This is a genomic window from Engelhardtia mirabilis, assembly GCF_007748095.1.
Classification (GTDB): domain Bacteria; phylum Planctomycetota; class UBA1135; order UBA1135.
The window spans coordinates 1,039,748-1,061,577 of the sequence record NZ_CP036287.1; the positions used below are offsets into that span (position 1 = coordinate 1,039,748).

17 protein-coding genes are annotated in these 21,830 nt (G+C 70.4%); 8 read left to right on the top strand and 9 right to left on the bottom strand.

Annotated features, from left to right (window positions below):
- Nucleotides 1-11: 11 nt before the first annotated feature.
- The 6 genes from Pla133_RS03890 to Pla133_RS03915 form a co-directional block, all read right to left on the bottom strand.
- Nucleotides 12-521 carry an adenine phosphoribosyltransferase gene (locus Pla133_RS03890; protein WP_145062631.1) on the bottom strand — a complete coding sequence of 170 codons (510 nt, stop codon included), beginning with the start codon at nt 519-521 and terminating at the stop codon, nt 12-14.
- A 126-nt stretch (nt 522-647) separates the two neighbouring features.
- Entirely contained in the window at nt 648-1,820 is a 1,173-nt protein-coding gene (locus Pla133_RS03895; protein WP_145062633.1) for a hypothetical protein, read from the bottom strand.
- Between the two features lie 139 nt (nt 1,821-1,959).
- A complete protein-coding gene (gene argS, locus Pla133_RS03900; protein ID WP_145062635.1) occupies nt 1,960-3,732 on the bottom strand; it encodes an arginine--tRNA ligase in 1,773 nt (590 codons plus the stop codon).
- Nucleotides 3,733-3,802: 70 nt separating this feature from the next.
- Entirely contained in the window at nt 3,803-7,066 is a 3,264-nt protein-coding gene (locus tag Pla133_RS03905) for a bifunctional serine/threonine-protein kinase/formylglycine-generating enzyme family protein (protein WP_145062637.1), read from the bottom strand.
- A gap of 46 nt (nt 7,067-7,112) precedes the next feature.
- A complete protein-coding gene (locus Pla133_RS03910; protein WP_145062639.1) occupies nt 7,113-7,979 on the bottom strand; it encodes an acyl-CoA desaturase in 867 nt (288 codons plus the stop codon).
- Nucleotides 7,980-8,031: 52 nt separating this feature from the next.
- On the bottom strand, nt 8,032-8,979 hold the full coding sequence (locus Pla133_RS03915; protein ID WP_145062641.1) for a hypothetical protein: 948 nt from the start codon (nt 8,977-8,979) through the stop codon (nt 8,032-8,034).
- A gap of 197 nt (nt 8,980-9,176) precedes the next feature.
- Between Pla133_RS03915 and Pla133_RS03920 the strand changes: the two genes are divergently transcribed.
- Both Pla133_RS03920 and Pla133_RS26855 read left to right on the top strand, forming a co-directional pair.
- Entirely contained in the window at nt 9,177-10,964 is a 1,788-nt protein-coding gene (locus Pla133_RS03920; protein ID WP_145062643.1) for a B12-binding domain-containing radical SAM protein, read from the top strand.
- Complete coding sequence (locus Pla133_RS26855) at nt 10,948-11,721, top strand: Tle-like phospholipase domain-containing protein (RefSeq protein WP_473091801.1); 774 nt, start codon at nt 10,948-10,950, stop codon at nt 11,719-11,721. Before Pla133_RS03920 ends, Pla133_RS26855 begins: the two co-directional genes overlap by 17 nt.
- On the opposite strand, the gene Pla133_RS03925 is transcribed toward Pla133_RS26855, so the two are convergent.
- Nucleotides 11,622-13,640 (bottom strand): ABC-F family ATP-binding cassette domain-containing protein, encoded by a 2,019-nt coding sequence (locus Pla133_RS03925; RefSeq protein ID WP_145062645.1) that lies wholly within the window; start codon nt 13,638-13,640, stop codon nt 11,622-11,624. The two genes, Pla133_RS26855 and Pla133_RS03925, sit on opposite strands and share 100 nt — an antisense overlap.
- Before the next feature lie 219 nt (nt 13,641-13,859).
- Between Pla133_RS03925 and Pla133_RS03930 the strand changes: the two genes are divergently transcribed.
- From Pla133_RS03930 to Pla133_RS03950, 5 genes are all read left to right on the top strand, one after another.
- A complete protein-coding gene (locus Pla133_RS03930; protein WP_145062647.1) occupies nt 13,860-14,726 on the top strand; it encodes a dihydroorotate dehydrogenase electron transfer subunit in 867 nt (288 codons plus the stop codon).
- A 303-nt stretch (nt 14,727-15,029) separates the two neighbouring features.
- Nucleotides 15,030-15,599: a hypothetical protein gene (locus Pla133_RS03935; protein ID WP_145062649.1), complete on the top strand. Its 570-nt coding sequence runs from the start codon at nt 15,030-15,032 to the stop codon at nt 15,597-15,599.
- A gap of 148 nt (nt 15,600-15,747) precedes the next feature.
- Complete coding sequence (locus Pla133_RS03940; protein WP_145062651.1) at nt 15,748-17,448, top strand: flotillin family protein; 1,701 nt, start codon at nt 15,748-15,750, stop codon at nt 17,446-17,448.
- A complete protein-coding gene (locus Pla133_RS03945; protein ID WP_145062653.1) occupies nt 17,448-18,335 on the top strand; it encodes a tetratricopeptide repeat protein in 888 nt (295 codons plus the stop codon). The genes Pla133_RS03940 and Pla133_RS03945 overlap by 1 nt, the downstream gene beginning before the upstream one ends.
- Nucleotides 18,336-18,412: 77 nt before the next feature.
- The gene (locus Pla133_RS03950; protein ID WP_145062655.1) at nt 18,413-19,105 is read left to right on the top strand and encodes a DUF4328 domain-containing protein; all 693 of its coding nucleotides are present in this window, start codon (nt 18,413-18,415) and stop codon (nt 19,103-19,105) included.
- A 42-nt stretch (nt 19,106-19,147) separates the two neighbouring features.
- On the opposite strand, the gene Pla133_RS03955 is transcribed toward Pla133_RS03950, so the two are convergent.
- On the bottom strand, nt 19,148-20,071 hold the full coding sequence (locus tag Pla133_RS03955; protein ID WP_419192101.1) for a 50S ribosomal protein L11 methyltransferase: 924 nt from the start codon (nt 20,069-20,071) through the stop codon (nt 19,148-19,150).
- Between the two features lie 101 nt (nt 20,072-20,172).
- On the opposite strand from Pla133_RS03955, the gene Pla133_RS03960 reads away from it, so the two are divergent.
- Nucleotides 20,173-21,420 (top strand): prenyltransferase/squalene oxidase repeat-containing protein, encoded by a 1,248-nt coding sequence (locus tag Pla133_RS03960; RefSeq protein WP_419192102.1) that lies wholly within the window; start codon nt 20,173-20,175, stop codon nt 21,418-21,420.
- A 29-nt stretch (nt 21,421-21,449) separates the two neighbouring features.
- On the opposite strand, the gene Pla133_RS03965 is transcribed toward Pla133_RS03960, so the two are convergent.
- The gene (locus tag Pla133_RS03965; protein ID WP_145062661.1) at nt 21,450-21,827 is read right to left on the bottom strand and encodes a Rid family hydrolase; all 378 of its coding nucleotides are present in this window, start codon (nt 21,825-21,827) and stop codon (nt 21,450-21,452) included.
- Nucleotides 21,828-21,830: the final 3 nt, after the last annotated feature.

Genomic DNA, 21,830 nt, shown 5'->3' on the forward strand with positions numbered 1-21,830 from the left:
AACTTTCGGGTCTAGTCGACCCTGAGCAAGGAGTGAACCGGAACCGGGGCGACCTTCTCCCGTCCGGGAAGGAAACCCAGCTCGATCACCACCGCGGCCGCGACCGGCTCGCCGCCGACCTTGCGGATCAGCTTGAGGGCGGCCTCCATGGTGCCGCCGGTGGCGAGGAGGTCATCGACGACCAGCACCCGGCGGCCCTCGCAGGCGTCCACGTGGATCTCGATCGTGTCGGTGCCGTACTCGAGCTCGTAGGACTCCGAGGCGGTCTTCCAGGGCAACTTGCCCGGCTTGCGGACGGGGATGAAGCCCTTGCCGAGCTGGCGGGCCAGGGCCGTGCCGAAGATGAAGCCGCGGGACTCGATGCCGCAGATCAGGTCGTAGCTGGCCGGGTCCACCGCCTGGGCCAACCCGTCGATCGAGGCCTTGAGGCACTCGGGGTTCTGGAGCAGGGGCGTGATGTCCTTGAAGACGATGCCGGGCTTGGGGAAGTCGGGGACGTCGCGGATGTACTTTTCGATCACGGCGCGGGGGGGTCGGTTCGAGGGCTCGCGGGGGCCGCCTCGAACGGACGAGGGCCCCCCGGTGAGCCAGAGACTCTACCGGGAGGCCCCGCGTTCGCGGACCCCGATCGGGGGGTCAGCGCGCGCTCAAGGAATCAAGGTCAGGGAGATCGGGTTGCTGACCGACAGGAAGCCGGCGCCCGGGTCGGCCGAGGACCAGGTCAGGAAGGCGTGGTCGAAGGTCAGGCCGGCGAGGACCGGGTCCGTGGCGGCGGGCAGGGTCAAGCTGGCGGCGGCCAGACCATCGGCTCCGAAGAGCCCGAAGGCGCCGGCGATCGGACCGGACGTGGGCGAGGTCAGGGTCAGGGTGGTGTAGGCGTCCGGGTTCAGGGGCAGGGTCAGTGGACCGACCTCGACGCCCGGAGCGGTGCCCGAGGCCGAGCCCAGCAGCACGTAGGCATCGCCCGCGAGGGCGGTGTTCGCGGCCAGGCGCAGGCTCACCGTGCCGCCCGCGGCGAGGGAGAGGTTCGCGGCGTCGGCGCCGAGGGTCGCCCCGGCCTGCTCGAGCCACAGGTCTGCCACGGCCTCGGTGGGCGTGATCGTCCCGGTCGCCGCGCCGGACTCGCCGATCACGACCTCGATCGTGGCGTTGCTGCCGCCGATCAGGAACTCGCGCCCGTCGACGACCATCGAGGTGGCGTCGTTGCCCACGGTGTAGGCGTAGGTGGTGAAGCTGGCGCTGGCCGCGTCGAGGTAGATGTTGCCGGTCGTGTCGCCCAGGTACAGGTCCCCTTGGTGCATGACCATCGAGTTGATCGGGCCGCCGCACTGTCCGGCGAAGGCGAAGGCATTGCTCACGCCGAGCTCGAGCTCCTGGTACACGCCGAAGGGCGTACCGGCGATCAGGCGGTCGCCGTCGACCAGGATGGCCTCGATCTCGAAGGAGCTCGGCAGGACCTCGATGGCTTGCCCGGTGACCACGTCGAAGCGGGTCACGCCGCCGGAGTGGCTGGCGACCAACAGGTCGGCCTGGTGCACGGCCATGTCGGTGGCGCGACCGGCGACCGCGAAGACGGGCGCGGGCGCGGCGCCGCTCGCCGGGTCGTAGCGGTAGACCTGGCCGCTGGTGCCGCCGAGGTAGAGCACGTTGCCGAGTTGGGCCACGGACTCCAGGGCTTCACCTGCATTGGTGAGCGTGGCGACGGCGGGCTCGAGGGCGGTCAGGTCGCCGCTGGAGCCGACCTGATAGAGGGTCTGGGCCGAGGCGAGAGAGGGGACGAGGGCCAGGGCGGCGAGGGAGGTCAGGTGGGTGACTTGCATGGTCGGGTCGGGGACGTGGGTAGGCGATCGGCGAGCGCCGCCGACCCCCACGGCCATGGGGCGGATCGACGCACGCTCCGGCCAGCGTCCGCAGCGCCCGGCCCTCGCGCCGCAATTCGTCCCCGCGCCCGATTTACACCTACATGGCCTCGACCGGCTCGATCCCGAGCGTCCGCAGGCCGTGGCCCAGGATGCGCTCGGTGACCAGGCTCAGGGCCAGGCGCGCCGAGCGCAGGGGCTCGTCCGCCGTGAGCACGGGGCAGTCGTGGTAGAAGCGGCTGAAGGCGCGCGCGCCGCCGTAGATCCAGGCCGAGAGGGCCGCGGGGTCGGTGGTGCGCTCCACCTGCTCCAGCACGTCGGCGTAGGCCAAGAGATGGTTCAACAGCGCGCGCTCGGGCTCGCCACCGAAGTCGGCCGCACCGCGCGCGGCCGCGGCCAGCTCCGCGGGCGCCGTGCGGCCGCCCTTGCGGAAGATGCCCGAGATCCGCGCCAGGCTGTAGAGCAGGTACGCGCCCGTCTCGCCCTCGAGGTTGGTCCACTCGGCGGCGTCGAAGATCACGCGCGTGTTGTTCGAGACCGACAGCATCCCGTAGCGCAGGCAGGCCACGGCGATGCGGTCGACGGTCTCGCGCCACTTCTCGTCCGACCAGTCGCTGCGGTCGTTGCGCTCGTCGGTCCGCATGCGCTCGCCGATCGCCTCGACGATGTCGTCGCGCACCTCGGCGAAGGTCACGACCTTGCCCTTGCGCGAGCTCATCTTGCCCTCGGGCAGCATGACCAGCTCGTAGGCCACGTGGGTGCAGTCCTTCGCGCGCTCGTAGCCCATGCGCTCGAGCGTCGCGAAGAGCTGGCGGAAGTGGTAGGTCTGCTCGGCGCCGACCACGTAGAGCGAGCGCTCCACGCCGAACTCGTCGAACTTGCGCCGCGCCAGCACCAGGTCCCAGGTCAGGTAGAGGGACGTGCCGTCGGACTTGCGCACCAGGGCCGGCCCCAGCTTGTAGTCGTCGAGCATGCAGACGATCGCGCCCTGGCTGGGCTCGAACACGCCCTTGGCCAGGTACTCGTCGACGATCGCGTGGCCCGGCTCCTCGAGGTCGCTCTCGAAGAAGTCCGTGTCGAAGTTCACGTCCAGCCAGGTATAGACGGTGCCGAACTCGTCCAGACACCACTGACGCGTCTCGCGGTAGCGGCTGGTGTAGGGCTCCTCGCCGGCCTTGATCGCATCGAGGATGCCGCGCATCTCGCCCTTGACGCGGGCCAGGCCCGCCTCGTCGCCGGCCTCCTCGAGGGCGGTCAGGTGGGCGCCCGCCTGGGCGTAGATCTGCCCCAGCCAGCTCCCGCGCTGGCCCTCGCCGGGGGCCTCGCCCACGTCGCCGTGCTCCAGTTGCCACAGGCACTTGGCCACGTCGATGCCGAAGTCGCCGTAGTAGTTGGCCGCGATCACGTCGTGGCCCCGCGCGCGGAAGACGCGCTGCAGGGCGTCGCCCACGGATACGTTCCGCAGGTGCCCGACGTGGAAGACCTTGTGGGTGTTGGGCTGCGAGAACTCGACCATCACCCGCTGGGGCGCCTCGGTCCGCAGGCTCTGCTCGAAGGAACCGTCCTCCAGTCCGACGACCAACTCCGCGAGCACGGCCCCGGCGTCGGCGAAGAAGTTGAGGTACGGCCCGAACGGCTTGGCACCCGCGATCAGCCCACGCGGTTCGACCTTCTCGGCCAACTCCGCCGCGATCTTGGGCGGCGCGGTCTTGAGCGCCTTGGCCAGCAGGAAGCAGGGGAACGCCAGGTCGCCCATCTCGGGCTTGGGCGGCTTGGAGAGGGCCTGGGCCAGGGCCGCCCGATCGGGGGCGCCCTCGACGTCGATCAGGACCCGCTCGAGGGCATCGAGGACGGCAGTGCGGAAGTGCTGCATGGGGGCGGTGGCGGGAGAAGCGGGGCGCAGAGGATAGCGGCCCCGCGCCAGGCCTGCGCCCCTTCCCTCGCTAGGGGTGAATCGAGCGGGCGGCTCGCACTCCGAGGTCGTGCTCGGAGGACTCGGCTGTCAGTGCCGGCCTGAATGAGGCCCGTGCATCGAACGTGGGGTTGTAGTAGCTGCCGCCTCGCATGTGGCGGTAGGGCGACTGGTCGGGCGGGGTGAAGGGGTCCTTGCGGCGCACTCGGCGGTACGCGTTCCCGTCGTAGCCGTCCAAGCACCACTCCCAGACGTTGCCGAGCATGTGGTGCAGCCCCAGGCCATTGGGTCGCATGGAATCGACCGGAGCGTGGCCCCCATGGCCGTCGTCCCAAGCCTCGCAGCCATCCGAGCCCTGGAACGCCCGGCCGTAGCTCTGGTCGCGGACGTTCGCGTAGGCGGCGAACTCGTCCTCCGGGAAGGGCGTCGGCGTCGTGGTTCCCGCCCTGCACGCCCTCTCCCAACGGGCCTCGGTCGGCAGCTCGAGTCCGTGCTGCAGCAGCACGCGGTAGGCGTCGTTCCAGGTGACCTGCTCGACCGGGTTCAGCCAGCCCTCGATGAGGTCGTTGTTCGCCGGTGTCCGGCTGGAGGGGTTCCAGCCGGCCAGGCGTTCCCACTGGGACTGGGCGGTCTCGTGCTTGGCGATCATGAAGGCGGAGAGCTCCACCGAATGGACCGGCCGCTCGTCGGCCAGGGACCTCGGATCGAAGCAGCTGGCCGCAGGATCGTCCTGCTGCGCGCCCATCGTGAACGACCCCTCGGGGACCAACACCAGGACGATCGAGCTCTCCTCGTCGAGCTGCAGCCGGCCGTCCGCGCCGCGCTCCGGCGGCAGTCCCGATGCCAGGTGGGCGAACTCCCAGAGGCCCGAGTCCGGGTCGGCCCCCAGCGGCACGAGTCCGAGCTGCGGCTCCAGCTCGAGCCCCGAGTAGGCCGCACGGATTGCGGCCAGGTCGCGGCTCCAGGCCTCGGAGTAGGGACCTGCGGGGCCGAAGTCCCGCGCCGTGCGCTCGGCGAACGCCAGACGCCTCGCGACGCTCCAGCCGTGGGGCCATTCGGCGGCGTCGGCGTTCAGGTGGCTGGCCTCGAGCTGCTCCAGTCCGTCGATCAGCGCGCTCAGCTGATCGTTCCACCAGGCCGAGCCGCGACCGTCGCCCGGGAACTCCCAGGTCAGTCGCTCGCCGACGGTCGCCTCGATCGCGTCGCGACGACTGGCCAGCTCCTCGAGCTCTGTCGCTGCGGAACGCAGACCCTCCTCCGACCGCATGAAGGCGGTTACGACTTGCAAGCCGGCCGCGTGGTTCTCGATGTCCGCTCGGATCGGGCCCTCCGCGTGGGCCAGTGCCTCCTCGATCGCGGCGAGTGCGCCATCGTCGTCGCCCACCGAGAAGCGAGCCCAGGCCAGAGTCCTCAGGGTCTGGATGTGTGAGCCGACGGGGACCTGCTCGCGGATACCACTCGCAATGGCCAGGCCCTCGAGTTCTCGACCGTAGACGTCGCGACTCGGCCTCACCCGGGTCCACGCGATCTCTGACCAAGCGTCGGCATCCTGGGGCAGCAGTTGCTCCTCGAGTGGCGGCAGTTCGATCGACTCGAGGCCGCGCCGGACGTCGTAGGCGAAGCGTTTCGAGGCCAACTCGGCTTCGATCGCCACGAGCTGCGGCAGCGCAGGGTGCATGGAACGGTCGGCGAGGCGTTGCTCCTGGGACCACTCGAGCGCTCGTGTCCGCAGCTCGGACCGCTTCAGTCGGTGCAGTGGAATGTCGTCCACCAGGCGCTCCGCCCGCTCGATCCAGGAGCGCAGGGCCGGGATCCTCTCCGGTGTCGCGGGCCAGAGCTCGTCGACCTCGCCCAGGAGCAGGTCGAGGTCCTGGAGCGCGGACAGGCGCAGCACGTCCTGACGCTCCTGGTCGGCGCTGGACTGGGCTGCCAGAGCGGCGGCGGCGTTGGCCTCGGCCAGGTCCCGCTGCTCGGCGAGGTCCGCGTTGCTCGAGCGCAGCAGCCGGTTGGTTCGCAGGTTCTCCGTCAGCAGCACCGTCACGCTGATCAGGGCGAGGGTGACGACCGCCGTGACCGAGCTCGCCACCGGATGCACCGCGGCCCAGCGCCGCAGCCGATGAACCACGCTCGGCGGCCTGGCGGCGATCGGTCGGTCGGAGAGGTACTCGCGCAGGTCGTCGGCGAATGCGGCGCAGGACCCGTAGCGCCGGTCGGGGTCCTTCTCGAGCGCCTTGCCACAGATCGTCGCGAGCGCGGAGGGACACTGGGACCGAATGGTCGAGGGGTCAGGCGGGTCGTAGGTGACGATCCTCTGGGCGATCTGATGGGTCGTGTCCCCCTCGAATGGGCGTCGCAGGGCGAGCAGCTCGTAGAGCACCACGCCGAGGGAGAAGATGTCCGTGCGATGGTCGAGGCCCATGCGCTTGGCCGTCACCTGCTCGGGGCTCATGTAGGCCCAGGTGCCGGCGAAGTCGCCCGTGACCGAATCGAACGAATCGTCGACCACCCGAGCGAGGCCGAAGTCGGTCAGGCGCGGCGTGCCGTCCGGCGCGATCAAGATGTTCGCCGGCTTGACGTCCCGATGGATCACGCCGACGCCGTGGGAGGCGTGCAGTCCGTCGGCCACGCGGGCGACCAGGTCGGCGACCCTGCGGTGGTAGTCGGAAGGCAGCTGGGTGCCCGAGCTGACGCCGGCGATGAAGTCCTTGAGCGTCTTGGCGCCCGGCACGAACTCCTGGGCGATCCAGGACATGCCCCCGTCGGATCCGTAGCCCAGAAGCTTGACCACGTTGGGATGATCGAGCTTGGCACCCGCCCGAGCCTCGCGGGCGAACAGCGCCAGGGTGCGGTCGTCGAGCCGCTCGGGCAGGACCAACTTGAGGGCCACGGTTTCGCCGGAGCGCGAGTCGAGTGCCTCCCAGACCTGGCCCATTCCACCGCGGGCGATGAATCGCTCCAGCGTGAAGTGCGAGACTCTCCGGTCCCCAGAGCCCGAGTCGGAGGGCAGTCGGCCGAGTGGGCCCTGGTCGGCGAACCCACCTGCCGGGATCAGGTCGAAGAGGTTCCAGACGCCCTCGGGCTCGGCGATCGACTTCGCGATCAACTCGGAGGCGGCGCGCCACTCGGCGAGCAAGGCTCGCACTTCGTCCAAGTGGCCGGTGGCGGAGCCTGCGGCCTGCTGGCCTGCGGCCCAATCTTCGAAAGCGTCGGCGCGACCGTGGGGGTGGGCCTCGAGGAATTCGTGGAGCAACTGCTCCTGGGGACTCGGGGGCGGGTCGGGATCGTGGTTGGACATCGGCAAGAGCGCAGGTCGAATTGCCCCATCCGTCCGCTCGCCGCGGTCAGGCCGCGCTGGCCTTGTCGCGCGCGGAGCGGATGCGCTCGCGGGGCGTGCGACGCAGCTCCTTCGTCAGCCCGACGCGCGAGAGGGTCCACACGGTCCACTTGGTCGGGTCGAAGTGGTACCAGCGAACCCCGTTGCGGTAGTCGGTGGGGAAGCGGTGGTGGAAGTTGTGGTAGCCCTCGCCGAAGGTGACCAGGGCGGTCCACCAGCTGTCGCGCGCGGTCGACTGGGGGTCGTAGGGACGCGACCCGAAGCGGTGAGTGAACGAGTTGATGGCGAAGGTCGCGTGCCACTGCAGCACCAGCCGCAGGAAGCCCGCGATCAGGAAGGCGCCGAGGGGGTCGCCCCACAAGAGGCCCAGGGACGTGGGCAGGACTGCGCCCATGGCGAGTGCGATCCAGCCGTAGTAGCGGTCCTGCCAGACGACCAGCGGATCGCGCTCCAGGTCGTGGACCCCGCGCTTCTGGGCCGTCGGTCCCTGGTGCATGACCCAACCCATGTGCGCCCACCAGAAGCCGTGGTGGATCGAGTAGGGGTCGTCGTGCTTGTCGGCGCGGTTGTGGTGTTGGCGGTGGTCGGCAGCCCAATCGAGCGCCGAGTTCTGCACGGACGCCGCGCCGAAGAGCAGCGCGAGCAGGCGCACCGGCGCGCTCGCGCGGAAGGTGCGGTGGGCGAACAGGCGGTGGTAGCCGCCCGTGATCCCGAGGCCGCACAGGACGAACCACAGACCGGCCAGGGCCAAGGTCCAAGGCGAGACACCGATCCAGAACAGGTGCACGACCGCGTAGGCCGCAACCGCGTGGGCCAGGCCCAGGAAGATCGTGTTCGTCCAGAGGACAGGGGGGGCCGTGCGCTCGACTTGCATCGATTGGGGGGACAGGTCGTTAGGTCGGTGAGCCGCCACCCGCCGATCGCGGTCACGGCCGACGGCCCGGCGAGCGGGCCGCCGAGATCGACAGTTGCCCGGAGACTATGCTGTCCGCACTCGGCCGGATGGTCACTTTTCCGCTGAGCTGCCCGCCTTCTCGAGCCAGAGTGCCGCTGAGGGCCGTGGAGGCCTCGCCCGCGGCGACAGAGGTCACTTCGACACCGTGTCGGCCGGGGCTCAGCTCCAGCTGAAGGGGGCTCGGCCCCGCGGACATCAGGAATCCGCGTTCGAGCGTCTCGGCGCCGCTCCCGGTGAGGAGGACGGCCGTGGGGGAGCCGTCGAGCGCCAGGCTGGCGACCAGAGGCACATCGGACGAGGTGGACTTGGCCGGGAAGGCTCCCTTCGACCCGTTGATCCGGACGCGCCCGGAGCACAGCGCCGCGACGGTGGGTTGCCCCGCGAAGACCCAGTCGCCGGGATAGACCTCGTAGTTGAGCCAGGTCTGGAAGGACTCGCAGCTGGCCTCGATCGGCTCGACCCCGAGCTCGGGGAAGCCGTCGAGGTCGACGGTGATGTCTGCGCTCGGCACGTAGTAGCTGCCGTAGAGCCAGGCGACCGGCTCGTTGTCGGACAGCCCGAAGAAGGTCGCGTCGATCTCGTCGAAGGCGACCGCCAGAGAGAACGCCGGCCACTGTTCGACGACGAAGTCATCGGATTGAACGGCGTAGATGGCGGTCTCGACTCCCGTGAGGGAGGGGTCGACCAGCTTCAATTCGATCACCGCGCCGTCGATGCCGAGGTCGACACAGCCACCGCCGACGGACTCGTCGGTGGCCTCGATGTACCAGGTCCCGGATTGGCAGCCGCTGCTGGGGTCGATGCCGCTGGACGGGTTCGAAGCGCCAGCGCCACCGCCGCCGCAAGCGCTGGTAGCGAGGCCGAAGAGGGTCAGGGCGGTGATCGAGCGGATCGAGGCGACTCGGCTGAGGGGCTGCATGGGAAGGCTCCGGATCGGGCGTTGCGGGGAGTGCAGCCCAGCGGCGGCACGGGTCCGTCAGGGGCAGACAGACGCGAGCCTCACGCCGAAAGTCGCGAATTCCGGCGCTCGCGATTGACCGTGAGATCTCGCCCGTCCTGCCCCTACCGGTGTCAGCGCTTCCTCCCGGCCCCCCCCCGACACGGAGCCCCGGCACCATGCAGATCCTGCTCGTCCACCCCGCCTTTCCGCGCGACACCTTCTGGAGCTTCGAGCACGCCCTCGAAGCAGCCGGTCGCCGGGCCACGATGCCACCCCTCGGGCTGTTGACCGTCGCCGGGCTGCTCCCCGCGGATCGCTTCGAGCTGACCCTCGCGGACGAGAACCTGGGGCCGACCAGCGACGAGGCGATCCTCGCGGCCGACGTGGTGTTCGCCTCCGCCATGATCGTCCAGCGGCAATCGCTCCGCCGGCTGGTCGAGCGCTGTCGCCGACTGGGTCGGCCAGTGGTGATCGGCGGCCCGCTGGTCAGTGCCTGTTTCTCACAGCTCGTGGAGGAAGGGTCGGGTTCGGCCCATTTCTTCATCGGTGAAGCGGAGCAGGCCATGGGCTGGCTCGTGGAAGATCTGGAGCGCGGGGAGCTGCGGCCGGCCTACGCCCACGTGACGGACGAGACCCGCGCGCAGGAAGTGCGCGACGTCTTCGGCCCGCGCACGCGCTGCCTGGTTGCCGCGCGCCCCTCGCTCGACAGCTCGCCGCTGCCGCGCTTCGACCTGCTCGAGATGCCGGCCTACCACAGCATGGCCGTGCAGACGAGTCGCGGCTGTCCCATCGGCTGCGAGTTCTGCGACATCTGGAAGCAGTTCGGCCTGAAGGCGCGCACTAGTGCGACCAGCCGCGTGCTGGACCAGTTGAGCCTACTGTTCACCCTCGGCTGGCGCGGCCGAGTGTTCGTGGTGGACGACAACTTCATCGGCAACGTCGGCGCCGCGCGCAGCCTGTTGCCAGAGCTGATCCGCTGGCAGCGCGACCCCAAGCCGTGCTTTCTTCCTTCCGACCTCCGGCGCGCACTCGGGCCCGCGCGAGAACGCCGGCTGTTGGCGGGCTGGAGACGCGACCGCCGCAGGCGCTTCCCCTTCGCCTTCAGCACCGAGGCAGACGTGCGGATCGGGATGGACGCTCCCAAGTTGACCGAGGTGCGCGAGGCCATGGTCGCTGCGGGCTTCAACAGCCTCTTCCTGGGGATCGAGACGCCGGACAGCGCGTCCTTGCTCGAGGCCGGCAAGCGCGTCAACGTCGGCAAGCAGGGTGACGCTGCTGCCAACTTGCTCGCGAGTGTGGAACGAATCCGTCGCGCGGGTCTGGAGGTGATGTCCGGCTTCATTGTCGGCTTCGACCACGACCCGCCCGACATCGATCGCTCGATGGTCGCCTTCATCGAGCGGGCGGCGATCCCCGTAGCGATGGTCGGCTTGCTCGCGGTCGGGCCTGGAACCGACCTCGAAGCGCGTCTCGCGCGGGAAGGGCGCCTGCGCGGCCGGTTCGGCGGCTCACAGACCCACGCCTTCGAGTTGGACTTCGAGCCACGCGGGCGCAGTCGAGGGGTGGTGGTCGAGCAGTATGCGCGTGTCCTGCACGCGCTCTACGGCCCTGGCATGGGGTCGTTCTACGCCCGCTGCGAGACGACGATCGAGCAGTTGCCGGCGCCGCCCCGCAGCGGCGACCGACTCGGACGGCGCGAGCTGCTCGCCTTCCTGCGATCGTTGGTCTCGATCCGGCCGCGCACCGACTACTGGCGCTTTCTCGCTCGCGTGTTGCTGCGGCGCCCGCGCTTCCTGGGGATGGCGGTGGTCCTCGCGCTGCAGGGAGACCACTTGCAGCGGCTGACCGCGGTGCGGCTGGAGGAGTACCGGCGACGATCGGCGCATCTCGGTCCGGAGCCGCGGGCGGTCGAGTCCACCGCCGACCGACGCGAGGAGGAGCCTGTGGATGCCGTCCCTGTGTGAGCTGACCAAGCTGGCAGCCTCGGCTTACACGGACAGGCGCACGGTCGGTCGGTGGCGTCGGGTGCGCGACTTCGGCCGGCCCCGAGACGCCTTCCGGGCCGGACTATGGGTGCGCGCGGATGGGGCCGGCGGCGTGCTCAGCGTGCGCGGGACGGCCAACCTGGCCTCGGCCATGGAAGACCTGAAGCTCCTGCTCGGCCGCGAGCCCGGGGCGTGGCGCCGCGGTCGTGGGGCGGTGGCGGCATCGCACGCCCTCGTGGGTAGGCGCTTGCTGTTGACCGGGCACTCCCTCGGGGGCGCCTTCGCGTCGGCGCTCGCCCGCGAAGCGCACCTGCGGGCGGTGACCTTCAATGCGCCGGGGATGGCGAGAGCCCTCGGGATCTCACCCGGGCCGAGCGGCAGCGGGACCATCCTCAACCTCTGCGTCGGCGACGACTGGATCCGTCTGCTCTCCGGTCCGGGGTTGGGTCTCGACCTGAGCTTGGGTCCGGGGGACGCGCCCCTCCCAACCGGCCTGCGCGGCCTGGCCACGGCCTTTGTCCAGCGCCGTCGCCCCGGCGAAGGGATCACCGCGTTCATCGCGACCTCCATCGCTCGCCACCGGCTGGGCGCGTTCCCTTGGCAAGCGGCCGGCAGCTCCGCCGCCAGCGCCACGGCTCAGCTCCAGTTCTCCCAGAGCCGATTCTTGTCCTCGAGGTCGCGCTCGACCTCGGCCAGGTCGAACTGGTGGCCGCGCAGGGCGTCAGCGTCGCGGTAGACCTCCTCGGTGACCATGGCGGCCATCAGGGCCTCGCGCTTCTCCTCCAGGGCGATGATCTCCTTCTCCAGCCGCTCGAAGCGCTGGGGGTTGCGGATCTTGTCGGCGCCGGCGGAGGCCTTCGACCCCGCCTGGCCACCACCGCCGCTCGGCTTGCCGCCTTGACCCTTGCCGCCGCCCTTGCCATTCCCCTTGGACTTCGAACGCTCCCGCTCCGCGGCTTTCGCAGCCTGCTTCTGCTCTGCCTCGACCCGTTGGCGCTCCTGCTGGCGGCGGCTCTCCTCGCGCTGCGCCTTGGCAGCGCCGGCGGCTTCCTGCTCACTGGCGATCGCCGCGCGGTACTCGGAGTAGTTGCCACGGAACTCGCGGATGCCGGACATCGACAGCTCGACGATCCGGTTGCAGAGGTTGTCGAGGAACTCGCGGTCGTGGCTGATGCAGAGCATGGCGCCGGGGAAGCCGGCGAGCAGCTCCTCGAGGGCCGTACGCGCGGCGAGGTCCAGGTGGTTGGTGGGCTCGTCGAGGGCCAGCCAGGTCGGCTCCGTCAGGATCAACAGCGCCAAGGCCACACGCGCGCGCTCACCGCCGGACAAGCCCGAGATCGGCTTGTCCACGTCGTCGCCGCGGAACAGGAAGCGCGCCAGGTGCCCGCGGATCTCGACGTCCGGCATCGTCGGGTAGAGGCGCCGGATCGATTCGTAGGGCGAAGCCTCGGGGTCGAGCCCGCCGGACTCCTGGTCGAAGTAGCCCACGCGCGTCTTGTGCCCGAGCTTGAGTTCGCCGGCCATGATCTCCGAGCGCCCCGCGAGGGCACGGATCAACGTGGTCTTGCCCGCGCCGTTCGGCCCCACGATGCCGATGCGATCGCCGCGCGACACCCGTAGGTCGAGACCCTGGTGCAGCTTGGTCGTGCCGAAGCCGATGGCGAGGTCATTGCCCTCGATCACGCTCTCGCCCGAGCGCTGCACCTGCCCGAAGCGCAGCACCGGCCGACGAATGTCGTCGTGGGGCCGCTCCAACCGATCGACGCGATCGAGCTTCTTCTGGCGCCCCTTGGCCTCCGACGTGCGCTGGGAGCCCATGTGCTTCTTGATGAAGGCCTGCTCCTTGCGCATTTGGTCGCGCTGCTGCTCGTAGGCCTTAAGCTCCGACTGGAAGCGTTCCTGGCGCAGGTTGACGTACTTCTCGTAGTTGCCCGGGTAGCGCCGCACCTGGCCCCACTCCAGCTCGAAGATGCCGTCCACGACGCGGTTCAAGAGGCGCCGGTCGTGGCTGACCAGGAGCACCGCGCGGTCGAACTCGCGCAGGTAGTCCTCGAGCCACTCGATGCCGTCCAGATCCAAGTGGTTGGTGGGCTCGTCGAGCAACAAGAGGTCCGGCCGGCGCACGAGCTGCCGCGCCAGGGCCACGCGCGCCTTCTCGCCGCCCGACAGGGTCCCGGCCTCGCGCCGCCAGTGCTTCTCCGCCAGCCCGATGCCGGAAAGGACCTGCTCGACCAACAGGTCGGTGTTCCAACCCGAGAGGTGGTGCATGCGCTCGGTCAGCTCGCCGTAGCGCGCCACGTAGCGCTCGAGCGCATCGCCCTCGGCCGTCTCCAGCTTGCTCTCGAGCTCGGCGATCTCCGCCTGCACGACCCGCGTCTCCTCCAGGCCGCCCTCCACGTGGTCGAAGGCGATCTCGCCCGGCTTGAACTCCGGCCGCTGGGGCACGTAGCCCACGGTCGTGCCCCTGGCGATCGCGATCGTGCCGAAGTCGGGCGACTCCTGGCCGGCGATCAGCCGCAGCAGCGTGCTCTTGCCCCCGCCGTTGCGCCCGACGATGCCGAGCTTCTCGCTCACCTCGACCCGCACGGACGCGCCGCGCAGGACTTCCTGACCGCCGTACAGACGGCGCAGATTCTCGGCGATCAGGAGGCTCACGGATGGGGCTCTTCGGTGCTGGCGGGGGGGAGGATGGGGCGGCCCCGCCGGTAGCCGGCGAGCCTCGGGGCGCAACAGGATAGCGGCGCCCGGGCCCGCTGCGGCCTGTGTTGATCGCGGCGCCGCGATCGTCGCGCCGCGCCCGGGAGGCCCCGCGCAGCGCGAAAGCCTCGGCCGGCGCTGCGACGGCGAGCGGGGCGCGGACTACAATCCGCCGCGATGCCCGCCCCTCCGCCCGATGCCCGTTCCCAGACCGCCGAGGTGGTCTCCGTCGAGCCCTGCGGCGACGACGCGGTCGTGCTGCGGGTGCGCCCGGAGGCGTCGCTGGCGCCCGTGCGCGCCAGTCGCTTCTTCATGCTCAGGCGCGAAGACGGCCTCTCGCCGCTGATCCCCAGGCCCTATTCGATCTACCGCGACGGCCCTGCATCGAACGGTGCCCGCGAGCTCGAGTTCCTGATCAAGGTCATGGGCCGCGGCTCCCAAGCACTGGCCAAGTCGCGTCCTGGCGAGCGCCTGCGCCTGATCGGTCCCCTGGGCAACGGCTGGCCGACTCTCGACGGCGACGGGCCGCCCTGGGTCCTGCTCGCCGGCGGCGTGGGCTCGGCGCCCTTCCTGATGGGGATCCAGCAGGCCCTGGCCGGGATGGACGACGCGCGCGCCTGTCGCCCCGACCAGCTCTGGTACCTGTTCGGTGCGGCGACGAAAGGCCTGCTCTACGACCTGGGCGCCTTCGAAGCGACCGGCGTGCACGTGCACACGGCGACCGTCGACGGCAGCCACGGGCGCCGCGGCAACGTGCTCGACCTGCTCGAGGACCTACAGCGCAGGGGCGACCTGCCCAGCGAGGTGCGGCTGCTCGCCTGCGGACCCGAGCCGATGCTCGAAGCGGTCGAGCACCTGGCCCGCGAGCGCGGCCTCGAGTGCTGGCTGAGCCTCGAGACGCTGATGGGTTGCGGCGTCGGCATCTGCAACGGCTGCCCGGTCCCGACCGTGCCGGGCGGGCCGCTCGGCGCCTGGACCAATGCCAAGTGTTGTGTGGAGGGACCGGTCTTCAGTGTCGACGCGGTCACCCTCGCTGGGGCCTGAGTGTTCGGTCGGGCTCGCTCACGCGGGCCGCGGCTCGCGTGCTGCGGGCGCGAGCCGGACGACCGGCCCCGGTCCAGCCGCCGCAATCCGGGTCTGGAGCGCCGACGGCGACCATCCGCGCAGCCCCCTCACGCCGACCCCTGCGCCGCTGCGTGAGATTTCGGCCCCTGTGCCTTTGTTCGCAGGCCCCACCGCCCGGCAGAGTCAAAGGGCCTTCCTTACCCAGCTCGCCCCTGAATGGGCCACTGGGGCCGGAGTAAGCCCGCTGTCCTTTCAATCGCGCAACCCTCCTGGCTGACGACCTTGTTCGACTTCCTTCCCGAGTACTGGAGCCTCACCACGCTCTACGTGGCCTGCGCGGCCGTCGGCGGCGCGATCGTCCTGCTGCAACTGGCCCTGAGCCTCTTCGGATTCGGTGCGGACGACGTGGACGTCGAGGCCGAGGTGGACCTGGGTGGTGACAGCGACCTGCAGTTCCTCTCCATCCGCGCCATCGCCGGCTTCCTGACCATGTTCGGGTTGGTGGGCTGGGCGGGGACGGTCACGGGTTGGAGTCCGCCGATCTCGGCCCTGGTCGCATTCGGCGCCGGCCTGACGACTTTCCTCGCCGTCGCCTGGCTCCTGAGCCTGCAACGCAAGCTCGACTCGAGCGGCACCCTCGATCCCAAGCGCGCCGAGGGCTCTACCGCGCGGGTCTACCTCCGCATCCCCGCGGCCAACGTCGGCCGCGGCAAGATCACCGTCGAGCTCCAGGGCCGCACTGCGGAGTTCGAAGCCTTCACCACGGGCTCCGAGTTGGCGACCGGCACGCAGGTCCGCGTGGTCCGGATGACATCCCCGGGAGTCTTCCAAGTTTCCGCGTTGGACGACTGAGTACCTGAAGTCTCGGTTAGCGGCGTGCGTCGTCGCAATCCGTAGCGACGCGCTGCTGTTCGCGATTCCACATCGCAGCAGGTTCGGCCCGACGGTCCCCGACCAACAAGACGACTTCCAGTAGCCCCAGGGCGCTGCCCAATCATTCATGCACACACCGATTTCGTCCCCCGTCCTCGCCGAGAGCCTGATCGACCCCAACTCGGTCTGGCTGCTGGTGATCCTCGCCGGGGTCATCATCTTCGCCGGCCTCGTGATCGCCCTAGCGAGCCGCTACAAGCGCTGCCCGTCGAACAAGGTGCTGGTGATCTACGGCCGCACCACCAAGGGCAGCGCGGCGCGCACCCTGCACGGCGGCGGCGCGTTCGTGATCCCGCTGGTGCAGGAATACGCCTACCTGAGCCTGGATCCGATCCAGATCGAGATCCCGCTCGACGGCGCGCTCTCGATGGAGAACATCCGCATCTCGGTGCCCAGCGTCTTCACCGTCGCCATCGGCACCGAGCAGGCGATCATGACCAACGCCGCCGTACGCCTGTTGGGGCTCAGCACGGGCGAGATCATGAAGCAGGCCGAGGACATCATCTTCGGGCAGTTGCGCCAGGTGATCGCCTCGATGCAGATCCAGGACATCAACCGCGACCGCGAGCAGTTCCTGTCCAGCGTCCAGAACTCGCTCGAGCCCGAGCTGGCGAAGATCGGTCTGGTGCTGATCAACGTCAACATCAAGGACATCACCGACGAGTCCGGCTACATCGAAGCCATCGGTCGCAAGGCCGCCGCCGAGGCGATCCAGCAGGCGATGATCGACGTGGCGGACCAGGAGAAGAGCGGTGCCATCGGTGTGGCCGACGCCCAGCGCGAGCGGGCGATCCAGGTCGCCAACGCCGAGAAGATTCGCGACATCGGCACCAAGGAGGCCGAGCGCGAGCGCGCCGTGCGCCTGGCCGAGCTCGACAAGGACCGCGAGATCGGCGAGCGCCAGGCCGAGTACCAGCGCGAGGCCGCGGTCAAGGACGCCGAGCGCGAGAAGCGCATTCGCATCTCCGAGGCCACGGCGAAGGCGGTCGAGGGCGAGAACGCCAACAAGGCCCTGGTGGCCGAGGCCAACGCTCAACTGCGAATCCGCGAGGCCGACGCCTACCAGGCGGCCGAGTCACGCCAGAAGGAGGCCGAGGCGGCCGTGCTCGAGGCCCAATACCTGGCTCAAGCCCGTGCGGCCGAGGCCCAGGGCAAGAAGCTGGAGGCCGAGAAGCGCGCCCAGCTCGAGTCGGTGGCGCGGGCCGAGAAGGCCCAGACGATCGTCGACGCCGAGGCCAACGCGGCCAAGGTCAAGATCGACGCCGAGGCCCAGGCGGCGGCAATCTTCGCGCGCCTCGACGCCGAGGCCCGCGGTCAGTACGAGATCATGGCCAAGAAGGGCGACGGTCTGAAGCGCATCGTCGAGTCCTGTGGCGGGGCGCCCCAGGCCTTCCAGATGCTGATGCTCGAGCACATCGAGAAACTGAGCGAGAACGCCGCCAAGGCCATCAGCAACATCGAGTTCGACAAGATCGTCGTCTGGGACGGCGGGGGCAAGGACGGCAAGAGCGCGACCAGCGACTTCCTGCAGAGCCTGGCCGGATCGCTCCCGCCGGTGATGAACATGATGCGCGACATCGGTGGCGTCGACATGCCGGAGTTCATCGGCAAGCTGCGTGGCGACGGGGATGCCGAGCCGCCGGTGACGCGCAGCAGGAACGCCGCGGAGGACGCCGAAGCGGATGCGAATCGGGAGGCGAAGGCCGAGGCCAAGCCGTCCGCCGGGACCTCGACCGAATCCGAGCAGCCCCGGAAGGCGCAGGACTGATGGATGCCCAGCTCGGCCTCGTTGCGTGCCTGGTGGCACTGGTTTTGGCGGCCTGCCAGGCCACCGGCAGCGGCGGGGCCGAGACGGGCTACGTCGCCGCCGCGATCGACCCGACGCCCCTGTGGGACTTCACCGATCCGGCGGCGAGCGAGGCCAGATTCGCCGAGCGGGCCGAGGGAGCTGCAGCGGGCGAGGCGCTTCTGTGGCGCACCCAGCAGGCTCGGGCCCTGGGCCTGCAGGGCGACTTCGACCGGGCGCGGGCGTTGCTCGCCGAAGTCGAACGGGAGCTGCCCGCGGAGGCGAGCGAGGGCCGAGTGCGCTACTGCCTCGAGCTTGGACGCGTCGAGAACAGCGCGGGCGACCGCGCGGCCGCTCGACCCTGGTTCGCTGAGGCGTGGGAAGTCGCCAGCGCCCTGCACCTGGACGGCTTGGCCGTCGATGCGGCCCACATGATCGGGATCGCGGCGGAGGGAGACGAGGCCCTGCGGGCGAATGAGCTCGCGCTCGAACTCAGCGCGACGTCGAAGGACCCCGACGCCCGACGCTGGCGCGCGAGCCTCGAGAACAACCAGGGCTGGATCCTGTTTGACGACAAGCAGCCCGAGCAGGCACTCGTCCACTTCGAGCGGGCCCTCGCCGCACGCGAAGAGCAGGGCAACCTGCGCACCATCCGCATCGCCCACTGGTCCATCGCGCGCTGCCTGCGCGAGCTGGGCCGACTGGACGAGGCGCTCGCGATCCAAGAGCGGTTGGCGCGCGAGCTAGTCGAAGCCGGCGAGACCGACGGCTACGTGGACCAAGAGCTGGGCGAGCTGAAGCGCGCCCTCGGCCGCGACGACGAGGCCCTCGCGCACCTCGCCCGGGCGCGCGAGCTGTTGGGCGAGTAGGCTCTCGGGCGTAGTCCGCGGCCTCGGATGCGATCCGGGTCCGATCGGTCGAGCGCTTGTTTCGATGCCCCTGACCCGTGCACCGCTACTTCCGGTGCCGAGCTTGCATGCCCAGTCTTCACGCTGTTCGCGATCTGCGCGGCCTGACCAAGGCCCTGCTGATCCTCCTTTCTCTGGATGCCGCGGTCTCGATCGTCGCTGCGGCCTCGTCCTTGATGCAGGCCCAACTGATGGGCCTTGGCTACCTCACTCAAGCCCAAGCGGAGGCCAACGACCTGCGCGAGGGGCTGATCGCGCTGGTGTGGTTGGTGACCTTCCTCGCCACGGTAGTTGCCTTCTGTCGGTGGATCTTCGTCGCGAACAAGAACGTCCGGGCGCTCGGCGCACGCGGGCTGAGGGCCTCGCCGGGCTGGGCCGTCGGCTCGTTCTTCGTGCCCATCGCCAGCCTCTGGATTCCATTCCAAGCGATGAAGGAGTTGTGGCTCGCGAGCTACCAGCCCGCCGACTGGCGCGGGGGAACGACCGCAGGCCTGGTGCGCGCTTGGTGGGCGGCCTGGCTGGTGAACTGGGTTCTGGCGAATGTGTCGCAGCATTGGATGGACGCGGCTGACCACCCCGCCGCCATGGCATCGGCCAGCTACTTCCAGGCATTCGTCAAACTGTTCGAAGTTCTCCTCTGCCTCGCCGCGGGCCTCGTCGTCAGCCGCATCACGGCGGCTCAGGTGGCGAGTGCCGACGCGCTGCGGGCGAGTGAAGAGGCCGGCGGCTAGTGGGGTGACCGTGTTCGCCGCCTCCCTCGCGTCGACCTCCGCTCAGAGGTGGCCGAGGAATGTCAACCAGCGCCCGCGCTGACGCAGCTCGTCGATCTCGAGGCCCGCGGCGCGGATCGCCGCGGTGGTCGCCGCCCCGTGGCGGTCGGGGCAGCCGGAGAACAGGAAGCGCCCGCCTGGGGCCATGCGCTCCGCCAGCTCGGCCGAGGTGGCTTGCAACACGTCCGAGTAGATGTTCGCCAGGACCAGGTCGAAGTCGCGATCGTCGTCGGTCAGCACCGAGAAGTCACCGGTGCGGAACTCGGTACGGTCCGCGACGCCGTTGTCGTTTGCGAGGTCGCCTGCCTCGCGTGAGCTGCGCGGGTCGATGTCGAAGCCGATCGCGAGCTTCGCACCGCACATGGCGGCGGCGACGGCGAGGATGCCGCTGCCGGTGCCGGCGTCCAGGGCGCGCGCGCCCGCGAGATCGAGCTCCTGCAGGGTCCGCAGGCAGGTGCGCGTGGTGGCGTGGCGCCCGGTGCCGAAGGCCCCGCCGGGTTCGAGGCGCATCAACACGTCGCCCGGGCGGCGCGGCCGATCCCAGTCGTGGGTGACGACGCACAGGTGGCCGACCCGGAAGGGCTTCCAGGACTTGCGCCAGGAGGTGGCCCAGTCTTCGGGCGGCAGGGAGTGGAAGGTCGGCTCGAGGCCGGCCAGCTCGGGCGCGCCGGCGCGGGAGGCGACGGTCGCCAGGCGTTCGGCCACGGCATCGCGCAGCTCGGGGGTGTCGTCCTCGGCGGCGAAGAAGGTCCGCACGTAGTCGGTGCCCTCCGGCGCCGCGGGCCCTACCAGGTTCGGCCGCCCGAAGGCGACGGAGGAGCAGGCGTCGAGGGCCAGCTCGCCCGCGATCAGCTCCTCCCAGCCGATCGGAACCACCACCCGCACCTCGATCCAGCCGCGCCGGGCGCGTTTCGTTTCGGTCTCCACGGCCGCAGAGCTGACCCGCGCTGGCCGCGGGGCGCAAGCGCTGCGCCGCCGATCGTGGCCGGTTAGGCTCGCGGCCCACCGCCAACTGAAGGAGTCGGACCTTGCTCGAGCTCGCTGGACTGAAGATCGCCCTGGCCGCCGTTGCCCTGACTGCCGCGGCGTTGCCCTCACCCCAGGAGGCGAGCGAGCCCGGCGCGTTGGACTGGGCCAAGGCGATCGACGGCGCCGTGGACCTCCTGCTCGAGTGCCAGGAGTCCTACGTCCCCGACCGGCCGGTGGGGCGCTTGGACGAGGACGAGCTGGCACCGTGGCAGGAGGCCGAGCGCGCGCGGCTGCGCAAGCTGCGCTCGGTCAAGATGGCCGGCGTCGAGTGGCCCTACGAGGGCGTCTACCGCGTCGGCCCCGACGGACGCATCCCGCCCGGCTACCGCGTGGGCGGCACCGCGATCGTCTGCCTGGCGCTGATCGAAGCGCCGGGCTTCGCCGAGGACGGCGGCCGGCGCGCTGCCGTCGAGCGCGGCGCTCGGTTCATGCTCGAGATGCTCAGCGACGATCCCGGCCTCACGGCGGGCCCCAAGGCCAGCTACGACGTGCGCGGCTGGGGCCACGCCTACGCCCTGACCTTCTTCCTGCGCGCCCTGGACATCGATGCCTTCGAGCACGACCAGATCGCCGCCGCCGCGCGCGAGTCGATCCCCGAGCTGATCCGCTGCATCGCCGCCTGCGAAGAGGAAGGCGGCGGCTGGAACTACGCCTCGGGCCGGATCAGCCCTTTCATGACCGGCTCGACCCTGCTGGCACTCTTCCACGCCGCGGCCCGCGACTTCGAGGTCGACCCCGCCCTGATCGAGCGCGCCCTCGACGCCCTCGAGCTCGGCCGCGCCGAGAACGTCGCCTACGCCTACGCCGGCCCCGCCCGCGGCGCCGTCCCGATGCCCGGCTCCGCCGCCCGCTCCGCCATCGCCGAACTGGCCCTGTCACGCGCCGGCCGCTCCGACCCGGCCAGCCTGCTCACCGCCGTCGAAGGCTTCTTCGAATGCTACGACGACCTCCTCGACCGCAAGAGCCAGCAAGGCACCCACGAGGGCGACTACGCGATCGCCCCCTACTACTTCTTCTTCGGCCACACCTACGTGGCCCAAGCCATCGAAGCCCTGCCCGAACCCGCCCGCCCCCCGTTCCGCGAAGCCCTGCGCGACAAGCTCGCCTCCACCCGCGACGCCAACGGCACCTGGAACGACCGCATCTTCCCCCGCAGCGCCAGCTACTCGACGGCGATGGCCGTCCTCGCCCTACTCGCCCCCGACCTCCCGGCGACGCCGGATTGGCGGCGCAAGTCCGAGGAGTGAGAGGCGCGGGCGCGCCTCCCCCGGGTGGCTCAGCCCGCGACCGCCTCGACTTCGATCTCCACCTTCCAGGCGGGATCGAGGAGGGCGGCGACGACGACCATGGTCGCGACGGGCTGGTCGTCGCCGAAGAGCTCGCGATGGGCGCGGCCGATGTCGTCGGCGTCGGTGGCGTCGGTGATGAACATGCGGGTGCGGAGGACTCGGGCGGAGTCGCCGGCGAGGGCGCGCAGGGCCTCCTGGGCGATCTGGCCGCAGCGCAGCATCTGGTCGTAGGCGGTGGCGCCGAGGGCTTTGCCGGGGGCGGGGATCGGCGCGGTGCCGGCGACTTCGAGGCGGTCGCCGATGCGGAGGGCGCGGCAGAAGCCGTAGCGGGCTTCGAAGGGGGAGCCGGAGTGGACCTGCTGCATGGG